Origin of the sequence: Anaeromyxobacter sp. PSR-1 (genome assembly GCF_000964525.1) — a bacterium.
Lineage (GTDB): Bacteria > Myxococcota > Myxococcia > Myxococcales > Anaeromyxobacteraceae > Anaeromyxobacter.
Genome location: NZ_BAZG01000029.1, coordinates 1 through 16067, shown reverse-complemented (window position 1 = coordinate 16067; position 16067 = coordinate 1). Strand labels below are relative to the sequence as shown.

The window sequence follows — 16067 nt, the reverse complement described above, 5'->3', positions numbered from 1 at the left end:
GTAGCGGGTCCTCCTCGGACCGGTGACACGACGGGTTGGGATCGGGGTTTCAAGCGAGGGCCGGCTCTTGCCGAGTCCTGGTCATACTAGGCAGAAGCCGTGCCACGTTTCAACGGGCTTCGGCGCCCGCGGCGGCGACGGCGGCGCGCAATGCCTCGATCAGGAGACGCAGCCGTTCCGGGTGGAGCTTCAGGGCCACCCGGTTCACCACCAGGCGGGCCGACACCTCGAGGACCTTCTCCTCGATGACGAGGCCGTTGGCGCGCAGCGTCTCCCCGGTCTCGGTGATGTCCACGATCGAGTCGGCGAGCCCGAGCGAGGGCGCCACCTCGATGGACCCGTGCAGCGGGATGATCTCCGCCGGCACCCCCTTCGCGGCGAAGTGCCGGGCGGCGAGCGACAGGTACTTCGTGGCCACCCGCGGCGCGACCCCGCGCGGCAGCGGCCGGGCGCCCTTCGGGCGCGCCACGATCACGGTGCAGCGGCCGATCCCCAGGTCGAGCGGCTCATAGAGATCGCGCGGCTCCTCGCGCAGCACGTCGAGGCCGACGATGCCGACCTCGGCGGCGCCGTGCTCCACGTAGCTCGCCACGTCGCCGGCCCGGATCGAGATGAAGCGCAGGCCGGCCTCGGGGGCGTCGGCCGCCAGCTTGCGCGTGCCCTCCAGCAGCTTGCGCGGCGAGACGCCGAGCGCCCGCTCGAACAGCGCCGAGGACTCCTGCAGGAGGCGCCCCTTCGGCACCGCCACCGTGATGAGCTCGCTCGTGCCCGGCATCAGCCTCTCACCCTCCGGATGCGCGCCCCGAGGGGCGCCAGCTTCTCCTCGATCCGCTCGTAGCCGCGGTCGAGATGGTACACGCGCAGCACCTCGGTCGTCCCGCTCGCCGCGAGGCCGGCCAGCACCAGCGCCGCCGACGCCCGCAGGTCGGACGCCATCACCGGCGCGCCGGACAGCTCCGGCACGCCCTTCACCATGGCGACGCGCCCGTCCACCTCGACGTGCGCGCCGAGGCGGATCAGCTCCTGGACGTGCATGAAGCGGTTCTCGAACACCGTCTCGGTGATGCGCGAGGTCCCGTCGGCGAGGCAGAGCAGCACCATCAGCTGCGCCTGCATGTCGGTGGGGAACCCGGGGTGCGGCGCGGTCCGCACGTCCACCGGCCGCGGGCGACCGTCGCCGACCACCCGCAGGCCGCCCTCGACCTTCGTCACCTCGGCGCCGACCGCGCGGAGCTTCTCGACGAGCGCCTCCTGGTGCGCCGCCACGCAGCCGCGGACGGTCACGTCGTTCCCGGGCAGCGCGCCCGCCACCAGGAACGTGCCCGCCTCGATGCGGTCCGGGATGACCGCGTGCGACAGCGGCCGCAGCGACGGGACGCCCTCGATCCAGATCTCGTCGGTGCCGGCGCCCTCCACCAGCGCGCCCATCGCCACCAGCGCGTCGCCGAGGTCCTTCACCTCCGGCTCGCGCGCGCAGTTGCGCAGCACCGTCTCGCCCTCGGCGAGCGCCGCCGCCATCATGACGTTCTCGGTGCCGGTGACGGTCTGGGCGTCGAAGGTGAACACCGTCCCCCGGAGCCGGCCGCGCGGCACGGTGGCGTTCACGTACCCGTGCTCGAGGCGGATCTCGGCGCCGAGCGCGGTGAGCGCCTTCAGGTGCTGGTCGATGGGGCGGGCGCCGATGGCGCAGCCGCCGGGCAGCGAGACGCGGGCCTTGCCCCAGCGCGCGAGCAGCGGCCCGAGCACCAGCACCGAGGCGCGCATGGTCTTCACGAGCTCGTAGGGCGCCTCGGGCGTCACCGCGGCCGGCACGCGCAGCCGGACCGTCCGCCGGTCCGCCTCGGCGCGCGCCACCTCGGCGCCCATGTGTCCGAGCAGCTTGCCGAGCGTGCGCACGTCCGCGAGGTCCGGGACGTTGCGCACCTCGTGCTCGCCCTCGGCGAGCAGGGCGGCGGCGAGGACGGGCAGCGCGGCGTTCTTCGCGCCGGAGACGTCCACGCTCCCGCGGAGCGGGACGCCTCCCTCGATGACGATCTTGTCCAACGATGGCTCCTTCGGCGTCCGGGCGGAGGATCGCCCGGACGGTGCTGCGTGCAAGCGGGATGCGAGCGGCGGCGCGGATTCTACGCGGCGCCCGCCAGGCGCGCCACCGTGAGCCTGGGCAGGCCGGCCAGGTCCCGCCGGGCCTCCGCCTGCTCGAACCCCGCCTCGCGGCAGAGCCGCGGCAGGACGTCCAGGTGCTGCTCGTGCATCTCCAGCACGAGCGTGCCGCCGGGCACGAGCCGGGCGGGCGCGCCCTCCACGATGCGGCGGAGCAGGGCGAGGCCGTCGGGTCCGCCGTCGAGCGCCAGCCGCGGCTCGCGCCGCACCTCCCGGGGGAGCGTGTCCAGCTCGCCACGCGGCACGTAGGGCGGATTGGACACGATCACGTCGAAGCGCTCGCCCTCGCGGAGCGGCGCCCACAGGTCCCCCTGGCGCAGGTCCACCGCGGCGCCGAGCGCGCGCGCGTTCTCCGCGGCGACCGCCAGCGCGTCGGCGGAGAGGTCGGTCGCGACCACCCGCGCGCCGGGCCGCTCCAGCGCGAGCGACACGCCCAGGGCGCCGGACCCGGTGCACAGGTCGAGCGCGGCCCCGCCCTCCGGCAGCGCGTCGCGCGCCGCCTCCAGCACCAGCTCGGTCTCGGGCCGCGGCACCAGCACGCGCGCGTCCACCCGGAACGGCCGGCCGTAGAAGTCGCGCCGGCCGGTGAGGTAGGCGGTGGGCTCGCCCTCGGCCCGGCGGCGCACCAGCTCGCGGAACGCGGCCAGCTCCGGCGCGGCGAGCGGCTTGTCGAAGTCGAGGTAGAGCCGCATCCGCTCGCAGCGCAGCGCGTGCCCGAGCAGCAGCTCCGCGGTGAGCCGCGGCGCGTCCACGCCCTTGCGGCCGAAGAACTCCTGGGTCCAGGCGAGGAGGCGGAGCGTGGTCCAGGCCTCGCCCTCGCTCACGCCCGCCGCTCCGCCGCCCCGGCCTCGCCGCGCGACGCCTCGCGCAGCGCCTGGGCCGCGTAGAAGGTCCGGCAGGCGTCGATCACGTCCTGCACGTCCCCGTCCATCACCGCGGGCAGGTTGTGGCGCGTGTAGTTCACGCGGTGGTCGGTGAGCCGGTCCTGCGGGAAGTTGTAGGTGCGGATCTTCTCGGAGCGGTCGCCGGTGCCCACCTGCGACTTGCGGGTCGCGTCGCGCGCGCTGCGCTGCTTCTCCTGCTCGATCTCGAAGAGCTTCGCCCGCAGCATCTTCATGGCCATGGTGCGGTTCTTCAGCTGGCTCTTCTCCTGCTGGCACTTCACCACGATGCCGGTGGGCTTGTGGGTGAGGCGCACCGCGGAGTCGGTGGTGTTCACCGACTGGCCGCCCGAGCCGGTGGAGCGGAACACGTCCATCTCCACGTCGGCCGGGTTCACCTGGACGTCGATCTCCTCGGCCTCGGGCATGACCGCCACGGTGACGGTGGAGGTGTGGATGCGCCCCTGCGCCTCGGTGGCGGGGACGCGCTGCACCCGGTGCACGCCGGACTCGTACTTGAGCGAGGAGTAGACCGCGTCGCCCGAGACGGTGAGCGTCGCCTCCTTCACGCCGCCCAGCGCGCCGCCCGAGGTGTCCATCAGCTCGACGCGCCAGCCGCGGCGCTCGGCGTAGCGGACGTACATGCGCATGACCTCGGCCGCGAACAGGCCCGCCTCGTCGCCGCCCGCGCCGGCCCGGATCTCGACGATGACGTCCTTCTCGTCGTTCGGGTCCTTCGGGACGAGGTACAGCTTGAGCTGCTCCTCGGCGGGCTCGACCTGCGGCCGCAGCTGCGCCAGCTCCTCCTTGGCGAGCTCGCGGAGGTCGGCGTCCTTGTCCCCGAGCAGCGCCTCGTTGCCCGCCACGTCGTCGAGCAGCTTGCGGTAGGCGCGCAGCGCGGTGACGGTCTGCTCGATGGAGGCGCGCTCCTTCGCCACCTTCCGGAACCGGTCGCCGTTGCTGGCCACGGCCGGGTCCGAGAGGAGCTGCGTCAGCTCCTCGAACCGCTGCTCGATGGCCTCGAGCTTCTTCAGGACGTCGGGGGACAGCATGGGGGGGACTTCTTACCGTTTCCACGCGGGGATGGGCAAGGCGTGTGGCCGCCGGCCGGCCCCGGGGGCGGCCCGGTGCGCGCCGGCCGGGCGAAGCGCCGCACGCGCACCGCCGGTGCGGCGCGCCGGGGAGGGTCACCCCCGGAGGGCCGGGACGGGCGGTGGCGTTCGGCGCGGGCGTGGGTACCCTCGCAGATGGGAGGCAGCCGCCCTGCCGGAAGGACATGCGCCCGCCGCTCCGCATCCCGCCTCCGCCGACGCTCCGCCCCGGGCCCGCCTACGCGCTGGCGGCCGGGCTGGCGGTGGCCGGCGCGGCGCTCGCGGCGGCAGGCGCGGACCACCTCGAGCGCGCGCCCTTCCTGCCGGTCGTGCCGGCCGTGGTGCTCGCCGCCTGGCTCGGCGGCGTCGGCCCCGGGGTGCTGGCGGCCGCGCTCTCCGCAGTGCTCGTGAACCTGGCGGTGATCGGGCCCACCGCGGGCTGGAGGCTGGGCGACCGCGAGCTCTCCGCGACCGCCGCCTTCGTGGCGCTCTCGGCGCTGCTCGTGGCGGCCATCGGCGCGATCCGGGACGGGTTCGCCGAGCGGGCGGCGCGCGAGCGCGCCGTGCGCGAGAGCGAGGCGCGCTTCCGCACGCTCGTCGAGACCATCCCCCAGCTCGTCTTCACGCTGGCGCCCGACGGCACGCCGGACTTCCACAGCCCGCAGTTCGAGGCCTACACCGGCCTCGACAACGAGGCGATCCTCGCGGCGGGCTGGGCGGCCCAGTTCCACCCGGACGACCGGGCCCGGGCCCGCGCCGACTGGGAGGCCGGCTTCGCCGCGCGGCGCACGGTCTGCGGCGAGTACCGGCTCCGCGGGCGCGACGGCGGCTACCGCTGGTTCCTGGTGTCCGCGGTGCCGCTGCGGGCGGCCGACGGCCGGGTGGTGAAGTGGTTCGGGACGTTCACCGACATCGAGGCGCAGAAGGAGGTCGAGCGCCACAAGTCGGAGGCCATCGCGGCGCGGGACGTGTTCCTGTCGGTGGCGAGCCACGAGCTGAAGACGCCCGTCACCGCCGCGCTCCTCCAGGCCCAGCAGGCGCTCCGCTCGCTGGATCGCGACCCGCCCGACGCCGGCCGCGCCCGCGGGCAGGTCGCGGCGGCCGCCGGCAGCGTGGAGCGGCTCGGGCGGCTGGTCGAGGCGCTCCTCGACGTCTCGCGCCTCGCCACCGGGCGCACCGCGCTGGAGCGGCGCCGCTACGACCTCTCCGACGCGGTCCGGCAGGCGGCGGCGCGGCTCGCCGAGCCGGCCGCGCGGGCGGGCAGCGCGCTCGAGCTGGAGGTGGAGCCGGACGTCGCCTGCGAGGGCGACCGGCTCCGGATCGAGCAGGTGCTCACGAACCTCGCCTCGAACGCGCTGAAGTACGGGGCCGGCCGGCCCGTCACCATCGCGCTGCGGCGGGAGGGCGGGCGCGCGGTGCTGCGGGTGCGCGACCGGGGCATCGGCATCCCGCCGGCGGACCTGGAGCGGATCTTCGGGCGCTTCGAGCGCGCCCACGAGGCACGCCACTACGGCGGGCTGGGCCTGGGGCTCTGGATCGCGCGGGAGATCGTGGAGGCGAGCGGCGGCACCATCTGCGCCGAGAGCGCGCCCGGGGAGGGCGCCACCTTCACGGTCTCGCTGCCGCTCCCGCGGCCGGAGGCGGAGCAGGCCGAGGCGGCGGGCGCCGCGGTCAGTCCCGCCGCGCCAGCGCCTCCGAGAGCGCCTTGATGGGCCCGACGTCGGCCCGGCTCGAGTCCACCAGCAGCTTCAGCACCGTGAGCGCCGCGCGCGCGAGGTCCGAGAGCACCTCGAGCCGGCGCGCCTTGAAGCGCGCCTGCGCCTTCACGGCGGGGTCCACGTCGGCGAGCGCGGCCCGCACCTCGCCGAGCGCGCGCTCGAACGCCGCGAGCGCCTGCTCCACCGCGCGCTTCTCGCGCTCGCGCAGCACCCGGGCCACCAGCTTCCAGACGTTGGTCTCCGCCTCGAAGTGCTCCTTGCGGTCCCCCGGGACCTCGACCGTCCGCACCACGCCCCAGCGGCGCAGCTCGGCGAGGCTCATGGAGAGCAGGCCGGTGGAGATCTGCAGGCGGTCGCACAGGTCGGGCGCGGCGAGCGGCCGGTCGGACAGGAACAGCACGGCCCAGATGCGCCCGAGCTGCCGGCGGAAGCCCCACAGCTCCATGAGCGCGCCCACCGCGTCGGCGACGGCGAGGTCGGCCTTCTGCAGCGCGTGGGAGGTGGGCGCGGCGGCGCGTTGCGCGGCGGCGGTCATGCGGGTCCCCCGGTCACCGGAGCGCCAGATCGGCGAGCGCGCACAGCGCGAACGCGATCGACGCGAAGGCGTTGTAGTTGAAGAACGCGACGTTGATCCGCTCGGGCCGGAGCGCGCCCCCCGGCGCCACGTAGCGGTGCTCGGCGGCGAGCGTGGCGGCGAGGATCACCGACCCGAGGATCCAGCCCGCCCCGCGGCCGGCCAGCGCCCCGGCGGCGAAGATCGCGGCGGCGGCGACGAGGTGGAGGCCCCGCGCCCAGCGGAGCGCGCCGGGGACGCCGAACCGCGCCGGGATCGAGCTCAGCCCCGCCCCGCGGTCGTAGTCCATGTCCTGCATCGAGTAGAAGACGTCGAACCCGGCGATCCACGCGCCCACGCCGAGCCCCAGCACCACCGAGGCGAGCGGGGCCGTCCCGGTGAGCGCGATCGCCACGCCGACCGGCGCGAGCGCCTGCGCCACCCCGAGCCACAGGTGGCAGGCCCAGGTGAACCGCTTCGCGTACGAGTAGCCGAGCAGGATGGCGAGCACCGGCAGCGCCAGCGCGCCGCAGACGGGCGAGATGAGCGCGGCCGCGGCCACGAACGCCGCCGAGGAGCCGACGAGCAGCGCCCAGGCGGCGGCCGACGAGACCTCGCCGGTGACCAGCTCGCGCCGCTGCGTGCGCGGGTTGCGGGCGTCGAAGGCCCGGTCGGCGATGCGGTTCATCGCCATGGCGGCCGTGCGCGCCGCCACCACCGCGAGCGCCACCAGGGCGAGGCGCGCCGGGTCCAGGCGGGCCTCGGCGGCGACGAGCGCCACCGCCGCGGCCGCGAACGGCAGCGCGAACAGCGAGTGGCTGAGCTTCACCATGCGCGCGAGCGCGGCGACGGTCATTCGGGACGCTCCGGGCCCGGGCGCTGCCGGGCGAGCCAGGTGAACGGGCGCTCCTCGGCGCCGAAGGTGGAGACCAGCCACTCGGCCGGATCCGGCGGGCGCGCGCCCTCGAGCGGCGCGGCGAGCACGCCCGGCGCGGCGCCCGGCGCGAGCCGGCCCACGTGCGGCGCCCCCAGCGCGGCGCCGTTCCAGGCGAGCGGGAGCAGCCGCGCCGCGGACACGGCGGGCACCTCGCGGCGCAGGAGCGCCAGCTCGGCGAGGGGCGCGAGGGAGGGGGCGCTCGCGAGCGAGTCGGTGCCGACGGCGAGCGGGATCCCCGCCGCGAGGAGCGCCTCGAGCCGCGGCAGCGCGCCCAGGATGTAGCGGTTCGAGCGCGGGCAGAGCACCACGGTGGCGCCGGTGGCGGCGAGCAGGCGCAGGTCCTCGTCGTCGAGGTCCACGCAGTGCACCGCCAGGTGGTGCGGGCGGAGCTCGTCCTTCACCGCGTCCACCGGCGAGCGCCCGGTGATCCGCAGCTCGTGCAGCGCCGCGCCCAGGCTCGCGTACATGCGCCCGAACGCGCCCGCCGACTCGGTCGCGCAGAAGGCGCGCTCGGCCGGGTCCTCGGCGAGGTGCAGCGAGCCGGGGCCGCCGCGGAGCAGCGCGCGCAGGCCGTCGGCGTTCGTCGAGTAGATCGCGTGCGGGCTCTCCACCACCCGGAGCCCGGGCGGCGGGGCGGCGGCCTCGCGGACCTGGCGCGCGGCGGCGCGGGCCTCCTCGAAGCGACCCGGCGTGAAGCCGAACACCTCGTGGAAGATCGTGCCCCCGAGCCCGGCGGCGGCGAGCGGGGCGAGCGAGTCGAGCGAGTTGCCGATGTCGCCCACCGCGGCCACCCCGGCGCGGACCAGGTCCTCGGCGGCCATCCCCATGGCCTCCTCGGGCTCGCCCTCGCGGGTGCGCCGGCGCGCGGCCACGAACAGCTGGATCCAGGCGGGCAGCCCCTCGCCGCCCGCCACCCAGCCCTTCATGTGCGAGAGCTCGAGGTGCAGGTGCGCGTTCACGAGCGCCGGCAGGAGCACCGCGTCGAGCGGCTCCGCCCGCCCGAAGCGCGCCTCTACCTCGGCGCGCGGGCCGACCGCGCGCACCCGGTCGCCCTCCAGCGCCACCGCGCCGTCGGCGATCGCCGGCGCGGACGCGGCGGGCGCGCCGGGCGCGAGGCCGGGGAGCACCCAGGGGGCGGCCACCACGCGGATCACGCGCGGGTCTCCTCCACCAGCTGGTACCTCATGTTGCGGCGGGCGGCGCGGAAGCCGGCGTCGCGGATGTGCCGCTCCACCTCCTCCGAGTCCATCTTGAAGGTGGTGCCGGCCGCGGAGACCACGTTCTCCTCGATCATCACCTGGCCGAAGTCGTTGCAGCCCATGTGCAGCGCGGCCTGCGCGACGCCCCCGCCCATGGTCACCCAGGACGCCTGCAGGTTGGGGACGTTGTCGAGCACGAGCCGCGAGAGCGCGTTGGTGCGCAGGTAGGCGTGGGCGCTCCCGTCGCCCGGCTCGAGCCGGGTGTTCTGCGACTGGAACGGCCAGCAGATGAACGCGGTGAAGCCGTGCGTCTCGTCCTGCAGCTCGCGCAGGCGCATGAGGTGGGCCACCCGGTGCTCCGGCCCCTCGCCCACCCCGAACATCATGGTGGCGGTGCTCTTCAGCCCCTTCACGTGGGCCGCCTTCATCACCGTGAGCCACTCGTCGGTGGAGCACTTGAGCGGCGCGATCCGGCGGCGGACCTCGTCGTCCAGGATCTCGGCGCCGCCGCCCGGGATGGAGTCCATCCCGGCGGCGATCAGCCGGTCGATGGTGGCCTCGAGCCCGAGCTCGCTGGTCCGGGCGATGTGCCAGATCTCCTCGGGGGAGAGCGCGTGGAGGTTGATCACCGGCCAGGTCTGCTTCACCCAGCGGAACAGGTCCTCGTACCACTCGACGCCGAGGTCGGGGTGGAGGCCGCCCTGCAGCAGGATCTCGATGCCGCCGAGCGCCACCGTCTCGTCGATCTTCTGCGTCAGCTCCTCGCGGGTGAGGACGTAGGACTCCCCGTGGCCGCGCGGCCGGTAGAACGCGCAGAAGTGGCACGCGGTGGTGCACACGTTCGTGTAGTTCACGTTCCGCGACACGATGTACGTGACGAGATCGCCGGGGTGGAGCGCGCGCCGGCGCGCGTCGGCGGCCAGCCCGAGCTCGAGCAGCGGCGCCTTCTCGTCGAGCGTGGCCGCCTCGTCGGCGTCGAGGCGCTCGCCGTCGGCGCCCTTCTGCAGCGCGGTGTCCACCGAGACGGCGCGGCGCGCGCGCCGGGTCCTGACCACGTCGTCCACGAAGCGGAGCGGCATGGGCGGCAGGAAGCCCTTCGCGGCGGCGCGCTCCAGGAACGCCTCCAGCCCCTGCAGCTCGTAGGGGCCGAGGCCGTAGCGGATCTTCTGGGTGAGGTAGCGGCGGTACTTCTCCGGGTCGCCGCCCTTCAGCGCGGCGAACCTCTGCGCCAGCTCGGTGCGGATCCCGAGCCCGTGCTGCGCGGCCCGGGTCAGCTCCTGCACGTCCTCCGGCGAGACCGCGCCCGGGCGCGCCGCCCACAGCGCGAAGATCATGGGCAGCCCGGTGAGCTGGGTCCACTCGCGCCCCAGGTCGAGCACGTGGTTGGCGCGGACGCCGAACCCGCGGTCGCCGATCACCAGCGCGCCCTTGGTGCCCTTGGCGCGGGCCAGCCCCTCCTCCGCCGGCATGGGCGTGAACTTCGGGTGGACGCCCTTCGCGTCGAGCACCAGCTTCGCGAGCACGTGCGAGGTGCGGGAGGCGGTGTCGAGGAACACCTCGTCCCAGATGGCCGGCGACTGCTCGCCGGCGAGCACCACCGTCTGCACCGGCCCGTCGGCGCCGATGGCGATGCCGGGCACGATGTCGTACTGGCCCTTGGTGAGCGCGGCGACCGACACGAGCGCCAGGTCCACCTCGCCCGCCTCCAGCATGGCCGCGCAGCGGGACGGCTCGGCCTGGACCAGCTCGATGCGCTCGGAGCCCTCCAGCCCGGCGGTGAGCGGCCAGGCGTTCAGGAACGAGACGGCGGCGGCGCGGATCTTCTTCGGCATGGGAGCTCTCTGGGGGATCAGGCGGTGACCTGGAGGCGCGCGGGCGGCTCCTCGGGGAGCGGCGCGTCGTGGACCTTCAGCACGCGGTAGAGGCTGTCGCGCTCGGCCGGCACGCGGCCGGCGGCGCGGATGAGCTGGTGCAGCGTGCGCTCGCTGAGCGCCTGCGGCACGGTGGAGCCGGCCATGTGGTAGATGCGCTCCTCGAGCACGGTGCCGTCGAGGTCGTCCACGCCGAAGGAGAGCGCGGTCTGCGCCAGCCGCTCGCCGAGCGACACCCAGTAGGCCTTCACGTGGTCGAAGTTGTCGAGGTACAGGCGCGCCACCGCCAGCGAGCGCAGCGCGTCGTAGCCGGTGGGCTTCGGGAACGCCTTGCCGATCATGTTGTGCTCGGGGTGGAACGCGAGCGGGATGAAGACCTGGAAGCCGTGCGTCTCGTCCTGCAGCTCGCGCAGCCGGCGCATGTGGTCCACCCGCTCGTCCAGCCGCTCGATGTGGCCGTAGAGCATGGTGGAGTTGGTCTTCACGCCGAGGCGGTGGGCGGTGCGGTGGATCTCGATCCACTGGTCGGCGGTGGCCTTGTCGTCGCAGATCTTCCGGCGCACCCGCGGCGCGAAGATCTCGGCCCCGCCGCCGGGCATGGTCTGCAGCCCGGCGTCCATCAGCCGGCGCAGCACCTGCTCGTAGCTCATGCCGAACTTCTCGGCGAAGAAGTGGATCTCGATGGCGGTGAACGCCTTGATGGCCACCTCGGGCCAGCCCGCCCGGATCCGCGAGAGCAGCTCGGTGTAGTACTCGAACGGCAGGTCGGGGTGCAGGCCGGAGACGATGTGCACCTCGGTCACGCCGAGCGGCTTGCGCGACAGCACCTTCGCCACCGCCTCGTCCACCGACATGGTGTAGCCGTCGGAGGCGCGCTGGTCGTCCTTGCGCGCGAACGAGCAGAACTTGCACGACGCGACGCAGACGTTGGTCGGGTTGAGGTGGACGTTGCGGTTGTAGAACGCGAGCGCGCCATGGCGGGCCTCGCGCACGTGGTTCGCGAGCGCGCCGAGCGCGGGCAGGTCCGCGGCCTCGAACAGCCTCAGGCCGTCGGCGTCGGTGAGCCGCTCGCCGGCCAGCACCTTGTCGCGGATGGGCCCGAGGCCGTCGCGCTCGAGCGCGCGGTTCGCCAGGGTCGAGAGCATGTCAGGGTTCCTCCACCGGCTCCGGGGCGCGGGGCGAGATGCCGTCCCAGCGCTTCATCAGCTCGTTCGGGATGCCCAGCCGGTCGAGCACCCGCGCCACCACCGTGTCCACCACCTGGTCCACCGTCTTCGGCCCCGAGTAGAACGAGGGCGAGGCCGGCATCACGAACGCGCCCGCCTCGATCACCTGCGTCATGGCGCGGGCGTGGACGAGCGAGATGGGCGTCTCGCGCAGCACCAGCACGAGGCGCTTGCGCTCCTTCAGCATCACGTCGGCGGCCCGGCCGACGAGGTCCACCGAGATCCCGTAGGCGATGCGCGCCAGCGCGCCCGCCGAGCAGGGGATCACCACCATGGCGTCGTACATCGACGAGCCCGACGCGAACGGCGCGGTGAAGTCCTGGTTCTTCCAGATCTTGAACGGGTAGCGCGGCTCGGCGCCGAGCTCCTGCTTCCAGACCTGCTTGCCGGTCTGGGTGAAGACGAGGTCGGCCGACACGCCCAGGTCCGCGTTCGCGGCCAGGAAGTCGAGGAGCCGCTTCGCGTACGGGGCGCCCGACGCGCCAGAGACGGCGACCACCAGCTTCACGCGCGCACCGCCGTGACGAGCCCGCACACGCCCGGGAACAGCGTCTCGCCGCGCACCTCGCGGAAGCCGGCGCGGCGCGCCGCCTCCTCGAACTCGGCGCGCGAGGCGAAGCGCTCCATCGAGGCCACCAGGTACCGGTACGCCTCCGGGTCGGGCGAGAGGACGCGGCCCAGCACCGGCAGCGCCAGCCGGTTGTAGGCCCCGTGCACGAGGCGCGAGCCGCGCGACTCGGAGCGGAAGAACTCCAGCACCCCGAGGCGCCCGCCCGGGCGCAGCACCCGCGCCAGCTCGGCGAGCCCGACCTCGTAGCGCTCCAGGTTGCGCATGCCGAACGTCACCGTGGCGAGGTCGAAGCGCGCGTCGAGGAACGGCAGCGCCATCGCGTCCGCCTGCGAGGCGGGCAGCGCGGTCTTCTCCACCCCGCGGCGGAGCATCTGCATGGAGAAGTCGGCGCCGGTGACGCGCAGGCCCGGGGCGCGACGGCGGGCCAGGTCGGCGACGTCCATGGTGCCGGCGCACAGGTCGAGCATCCGCTCGCCGTCCTTCGGGGCGAGGTCGGAGAGCAGGCGGCGGCGCCAGGCCTGGTCCACCTTCAGCGTCATGACCCGGTTCAGCAGGTCGTAGCGCGGGGCGATGCGGTCGAACATGGCCCGGACCGCGGAGGCGCGGTGCGCCTCGCCGGGCAGCGGCACGTTCACGCTCACTGGAGGATCCCTCCGCGGCGCGGCGTCCAGGACGCCGCCGGGGGCGGGGCGATGCGCGGGCGGCGGAGCGGCGCCGCGCCCGGCACCAGCCGGTCGTAGAGCGCGTCCATCCGCGCGATCACCTCGGGCGGGTGGACGCACACCTCCGGCCACTCGCGCCCGCCCTCCTCGCGCCACTTGCGCGTGGCGTCCACGCCGATCTTGCCGCCGTAGGCGAAGCCGGAGGCGGCGTGGTCGAGCACGTCCACCGGCCCGTCGGCGATCACGAGGTCGCGCTTCACGTCCACGTTCGCGAACGCGCGCCAGGCGGCCTGCGGCACGTCCTGCACGTCCACGTCCTCGTCGAACACCACCAGCGTCTTCGTCTGCGCCATCTGGCCGGAGCCCCACAGCCCGTGGATGACCTTCTTCGCCTGGCCCGGGTGCTCCTTCTTGATGGAGACGAGGCACAGGTTGTGGAAGACGCCCTCCACCGGCATGCAGATGTCCACGATCTCGGGCGCCACGATCTGCATGAGCGGCAGGAACATGCGCTCGGTGGCCTTGCCGAGCCACTGGTCCTCGACCGGCGGCGGGCCCACCACGGTGGCCGGGTAGACCGCGTCCCTGCGGCGGGTGATCGCGACCACGTCGAGCGCCGGGTAGTCGTCGGCGAGCGAGTAGAAGCCGGTGTGGTCGCCGAAGGGGCCCTCGCGGACGAGCGGCGCGGCGGTGTCCACGAAGCCCTCGATGACGAGGTCGGCGTCGGCCGGCACGTCGAGCCCGGTGGCGACGCCGGTGACGGTGTGGACCGAGGCGCCGCGCAGGAAGCCGGCGAACAGGTACTCGTCCACGTTGGGCGGCAGGGGCGCCGAGGCGCAGTAGGTGAGCGCGGGGTCGCCGCCGAGCGCGATGGCGACCGGCATCCGCTCGCCGCGCTGCTGGTAGGCGCGGTAGTGCGCGGTGGCGGTCTTGTGGAGCTGCCAGTGCATGGCGAGCCGGCGCGGGCCGAGCACCTGGAGCCGGTACATGCCCACGTTGCGGATCCCGGTCTCCGGGTCGCGGGTGATGACCTGCGGGAGCGTGATGAACGGCCCGCCGTCGTGCGGCCAGGTGGTGAGCACCGGCAGCGTGCGGAGGTCCGGCTCGCGATCGACGAGCTCCTGGCAGGCGCCGGAGGAGACGTGCTTCGGCGCCATCGCCGCGAGCTTCCCCAGCTTCGGGAGCATCTTCAGCTTGTCCCAGAACGACTGGGGCGGCGCGGTGCGGAGCAGCGCGCGCAGCTCGTCCGCGTGCTGCTCGAAGTCGTCGCAGGAGAGCGCCCAGCTGGTGCGCCGGCGGGTGCCGAACAGGTTCATCGCGACCGGCAGGGCGCCGGGGCGCTCGAACAGGAGCGCCGGGCCGCCCTGCTTGGCGGCGCGGTCGGCGAGCGCGGCCATCTCGAGGACCGGGTCGACGGGCTCGGTGATCCGGACCAGCTCGCCGGCCTCGTCGAGCCGGGCGAGGAACTCACGCAGCGAGCGGTAGGCCATGGCGCGCGGATCTGTACCCCAGGTTCCCGGGGGTTTCAATGTTCGTTGAAAGCATCCCCGGCCGCCGCGCCGGCCGGGAGAGCCTCATGATTCCGGGACGCTGGCCCGGGCCGCTTGACTTCGGTCAAGCGGACGCGTGATGGTGCCCTGCGATGGAACGCCGAAACCGCGCCCGCGACCTCATCGTGCTCGCCCTCGCAGAGCTCGACGGCGAGCTGTCCACCAACCAGCACCGGCTCTGCCCCGAGCAGCTCGGGACCTGCCGGTCGCGCCTGCAGGGTTACCTGTCCGCGCTGGACGGCGACGCCCTCCCGCCGAAGCGCGAGCGGGCGGAGGATCTGGGCCGGCTGATCCTCGACTCCTGGCCCTACGACGTGCCGCTCGGACAGGTGATCCTGCGCGCCGAGCGGGCCTGGCGAAACGCCTGACCCGGGCGCGCGCCGCGCGCCCACGTCCTCACGGCACCGCCGCGCGCGCCCCAGGCGCGGGCTCAGCGGGCTGGGGCGGCCATCGCCGCGCCATCCCCGGCAGCACCCGCGCCGGCAGGCCCGCGCCCCGCAGCTCCGGCGCGATCGCCGCGGCGTCCCCCACCACCACGATCGCCTCGCGCCCGAGCGCCCAGCGCCCGGCCTCGGCGACGAGCGCGCCGGCGTCGAGCGCCGCGGCGCGCGCCGCGAAGGTGTCCCACTCGTCCGGCGGCAGGTCGTGGACGAACATCTCGGTGAGCCGGAGCGCGTTCCGCCAGGAGGTGCCGAGGCCGCGGCCGGCGCGGCGCACCGCGCGCCAGCGGGCCTGCGCCAGCGCCTCGGGGTCGAGCGGCCGCGCCGAGCCGCCGAGCTCCTCCAGCACGGCGGCGAGCGCCTCGCCGGCGCGCGCGCGGTCCACCGCGGTGGAGAGCACGAGCGCGCTGCCCAGCGACTGCTCCAGCAGGGACATGGACACGCGGTAGGTGAGGCCCGCGCCGTCGCGGAGCCGGGCGGTGAGCGCGTGCTGGAGCCGCCAGGACAGCGTCCGGAACGCCGCCTCGTCGCGCGCGCCGCGCGGCGGGACGCGCACGCCCACCAGCACCTCGGCGACGCGCCAGCCGGGACGGTCCACCACCACGACCTCCCGGCCGGCGGGCAGCGGCGCCGGGGGACGGGCCCGCAGCGTGCCGTCGCCGCCGCGCGGCCGCCAGCGCCCGAGCCGCTGCTCGATCCGTTCGAACAGCGCGTCGGTGGCCGCGACGTCGCCCGCGATGACGAGCGCGGCCCGCTCCGGCCGGACGTTCAGCCCCAGCCACTTCGCGGCGTCCGCGGCGCGGAACGCGCGCACCCGCGCCTCGGTGACCTCGGCCGAGTAGGGGTGCCCGGGGTACAGGAGCTCGACGAGCTGCTGCCCGGCGGCCTCGTGCAGGGTGGGCGGGCGGCGGCGCAGCGCATCCGCCATCGCGTCGCGCTCGCGCTCGAACGCGGCGGCGTCCACGGTGAGGTCGCCCGCGCGGCAGGCCACCTGCGCGAGCGCCAGGTCCACGAGCTCGGTGGGGGCGCGCGCGCCGAACTCCAGCCGGTCGCCGCCCACGGTGGCGGGCCGGTCGGCGCAGCGCGCGGCGCGGAGCGCCAGCACCTCGAAGACGCGCTCCAGCGGCCCGGCGGGATCGGTGCGCACCACCAGGTGGGCCGAGAGCACGCGGTAGCCGGGGCGCGGCGACACGATCACGCGCACGCCG

At 75.0% G+C, this 16067-nt stretch carries 15 protein-coding genes; 2 read left to right on the top strand and 13 right to left on the bottom strand.

The annotated features are described in order from the left end of the window. Nucleotides 1–109: 109 nt before the first annotated feature. From hisG to prfA, 4 genes are all read right to left on the bottom strand, one after another. Nucleotides 110–775, bottom strand: coding sequence for an ATP phosphoribosyltransferase (hisG, locus tag PSR1_RS07180; RefSeq protein WP_059436934.1), 666 nt, complete (start codon nucleotides 773–775; stop codon nucleotides 110–112). After that, the gene (gene murA, locus PSR1_RS07175) at nucleotides 775–2043 is read right to left on the bottom strand and encodes a UDP-N-acetylglucosamine 1-carboxyvinyltransferase (RefSeq protein WP_059436933.1); all 1269 of its coding nucleotides are present in this window, start codon (nucleotides 2041–2043) and stop codon (nucleotides 775–777) included. Before murA ends, hisG begins: the two co-directional genes overlap by 1 nt. Nucleotides 2044–2123: 80 nt before the next feature. Beyond that, complete coding sequence (gene prmC, locus PSR1_RS07170) at nucleotides 2124–2984, bottom strand: peptide chain release factor N(5)-glutamine methyltransferase (RefSeq protein ID WP_059436932.1); 861 nt, start codon at nucleotides 2982–2984, stop codon at nucleotides 2124–2126. Next, nucleotides 2981–4093, bottom strand: coding sequence for a peptide chain release factor 1 (gene prfA, locus PSR1_RS07165; protein WP_059436931.1), 1113 nt, complete (start codon nucleotides 4091–4093; stop codon nucleotides 2981–2983). The genes prmC and prfA overlap by 4 nt, the downstream gene beginning before the upstream one ends. Before the next feature lie 224 nt (nucleotides 4094–4317). Here prfA and PSR1_RS07160 point away from each other — a divergent pair, with 224 nt between their 5' ends. Beyond that, a complete protein-coding gene (locus PSR1_RS07160; RefSeq protein WP_059436930.1) occupies nucleotides 4318–5841 on the top strand; it encodes an ATP-binding protein in 1524 nt (507 codons plus the stop codon). On the opposite strand, the gene PSR1_RS07155 is transcribed toward PSR1_RS07160, so the two are convergent. The 8 genes from PSR1_RS07155 to PSR1_RS07120 are packed head-to-tail and all read right to left on the bottom strand — an operon-like array spanning nucleotide 5804 to nucleotide 14359. Continuing rightward, nucleotides 5804–6385: a GbsR/MarR family transcriptional regulator gene (locus PSR1_RS07155; RefSeq protein WP_059436929.1), complete on the bottom strand. Its 582-nt coding sequence runs from the start codon at nucleotides 6383–6385 to the stop codon at nucleotides 5804–5806. The genes PSR1_RS07160 and PSR1_RS07155 overlap by 38 nt on opposite strands. A gap of 13 nt (nucleotides 6386–6398) precedes the next feature. Further along, entirely contained in the window at nucleotides 6399–7259 is an 861-nt protein-coding gene (locus tag PSR1_RS07150; protein WP_059436928.1) for a UbiA-like polyprenyltransferase, read from the bottom strand. Further along, on the bottom strand, nucleotides 7256–8494 hold the full coding sequence (locus PSR1_RS07145) for an amidohydrolase family protein (protein ID WP_059436927.1): 1239 nt from the start codon (nucleotides 8492–8494) through the stop codon (nucleotides 7256–7258). Before PSR1_RS07145 ends, PSR1_RS07150 begins: the two co-directional genes overlap by 4 nt. Continuing rightward, on the bottom strand, nucleotides 8491–10371 hold the full coding sequence (gene mqnC / locus PSR1_RS07140; RefSeq protein WP_059436926.1) for a cyclic dehypoxanthinyl futalosine synthase: 1881 nt from the start codon (nucleotides 10369–10371) through the stop codon (nucleotides 8491–8493). Before mqnC ends, PSR1_RS07145 begins: the two co-directional genes overlap by 4 nt. A gap of 17 nt (nucleotides 10372–10388) precedes the next feature. Beyond that, the gene (mqnE, locus tag PSR1_RS07135; RefSeq protein WP_059436925.1) at nucleotides 10389–11555 is read right to left on the bottom strand and encodes an aminofutalosine synthase MqnE; all 1167 of its coding nucleotides are present in this window, start codon (nucleotides 11553–11555) and stop codon (nucleotides 10389–10391) included. A 1-nt stretch (nucleotide 11556) separates the two neighbouring features. Then, nucleotides 11557–12144, bottom strand: coding sequence for a UbiX family flavin prenyltransferase (locus tag PSR1_RS07130; RefSeq protein WP_059436924.1), 588 nt, complete (start codon nucleotides 12142–12144; stop codon nucleotides 11557–11559). Next, nucleotides 12141–12842, bottom strand: coding sequence for a ubiquinone/menaquinone biosynthesis methyltransferase (locus PSR1_RS07125; protein WP_237757857.1), 702 nt, complete (start codon nucleotides 12840–12842; stop codon nucleotides 12141–12143). Before PSR1_RS07125 ends, PSR1_RS07130 begins: the two co-directional genes overlap by 4 nt. A gap of 2 nt (nucleotides 12843–12844) precedes the next feature. After that, nucleotides 12845–14359, bottom strand: a complete 1515-nt coding sequence (locus tag PSR1_RS07120) for a menaquinone biosynthesis decarboxylase (RefSeq protein ID WP_059436922.1) — start codon at nucleotides 14357–14359, stop codon at nucleotides 12845–12847. 152 nt (nucleotides 14360–14511) lie between these two features. Here PSR1_RS07120 and PSR1_RS07115 point away from each other — a divergent pair, with 152 nt between their 5' ends. Continuing rightward, a complete protein-coding gene (locus PSR1_RS07115; RefSeq protein WP_011419435.1) occupies nucleotides 14512–14787 on the top strand; it encodes a hypothetical protein in 276 nt (91 codons plus the stop codon). 28 nt (nucleotides 14788–14815) lie between these two features. Here the strand turns inward: PSR1_RS07115 and PSR1_RS07110 are convergent. Continuing rightward, on the bottom strand, nucleotides 14816–16067 hold a 1252-nt coding region (locus PSR1_RS07110), incomplete at its 5' end, for a pitrilysin family protein (RefSeq protein ID WP_160309016.1).

Coding starts and splice junctions, on each gene's coding strand:
- PSR1_RS07160 (WP_059436930.1), top strand. CDS start 4,318: ATGCGCCCGCCGCTCCGCATCCCGCCTCCGCCGACGCTCCGCCCCGGG.
- mqnE (WP_059436925.1), bottom strand. CDS start 11,555: ATGCTCTCGACCCTGGCGAACCGCGCGCTCGAGCGCGACGGCCTCGGG.
- mqnC (WP_059436926.1), bottom strand. CDS start 10,371: ATGCCGAAGAAGATCCGCGCCGCCGCCGTCTCGTTCCTGAACGCCTGG.
- PSR1_RS07155 (WP_059436929.1), bottom strand. CDS start 6,385: ATGACCGCCGCCGCGCAACGCGCCGCCGCGCCCACCTCCCACGCGCTG.
- prfA (WP_059436931.1), bottom strand. CDS start 4,093: ATGCTGTCCCCCGACGTCCTGAAGAAGCTCGAGGCCATCGAGCAGCGG.
- hisG (WP_059436934.1), bottom strand. CDS start 775: ATGCCGGGCACGAGCGAGCTCATCACGGTGGCGGTGCCGAAGGGGCGC.
- PSR1_RS07150 (WP_059436928.1), bottom strand. CDS start 7,259: ATGACCGTCGCCGCGCTCGCGCGCATGGTGAAGCTCAGCCACTCGCTG.
- PSR1_RS07115 (WP_011419435.1), top strand. CDS start 14,512: ATGGAACGCCGAAACCGCGCCCGCGACCTCATCGTGCTCGCCCTCGCA.
- PSR1_RS07120 (WP_059436922.1), bottom strand. CDS start 14,359: ATGGCCTACCGCTCGCTGCGTGAGTTCCTCGCCCGGCTCGACGAGGCC.